General features: G+C 28.8%; 1 pseudogene. It reads right to left on the bottom strand.

Features of this window, described 5'->3' with window-relative positions:
* Nucleotides 1-642 (bottom strand): annotated as a pseudogene (locus tag CAMP5053_RS08285) (hypothetical protein); the annotation flags it as partial.

The raw sequence follows: 642 nt of genomic DNA, 5'->3' as shown, positions 1-642 counted from the left end.
TTACTAACACTAATACCATTACTACCACCAGTAATAGTCCCATTATTGATTATAGACTTTATTGTGTTGTTGCTACCTTGAATATTAATACCGCTATTAGTTCCTTGTATAACTCCACTATTTGTAAGATTGTCTAAGGTATTATTACTTCCATTGAAAGTAATACCATGGCCACCATTAATTTCTCCACTATTGTTAATTTGTGTTAATTGGTTGTTATTGCCATTTATCCTTATTCCAGCTCTATCAGGTCCTGATATACTCCCTTTATTAATAATTTCAATATTTTTAGAATCACTAGAAATATCAACACTAGGATTATTGCTAACTATAACACTACCTTCTTTTTCTATAATTAATGTTCCATTATTACCTATAGTCACACCATTAGTTTGACTATTATTTATAGTGCATATTGTTCCATTGTTGCAACCACCACCGCTAATACTTTTTGAATTTTTTGTTTGTTTTTCTTTAAATACTTTAGGGTCTTTAGCTTTAGAAATTTCTATAGTTCCATTAGAAACTTGATCACTTATAGTTACTATACTAGCATTAGCACAAGTTGCTAGAAAAGATATAGTTGCTAAAGAAAGAAAAGTTTTTTTAGTAAAAGAAAGATTATTATTTAGGTGAGATGAA

It is taken from the genome of Campylobacter sp. S4:11 (assembly GCF_024723695.1).
Classification (GTDB): domain Bacteria; phylum Campylobacterota; class Campylobacteria; order Campylobacterales; family Campylobacteraceae; genus Campylobacter_D; species Campylobacter_D jejuni_C.
This window is presented reverse-complemented; position numbering and strand designations above follow the sequence as displayed.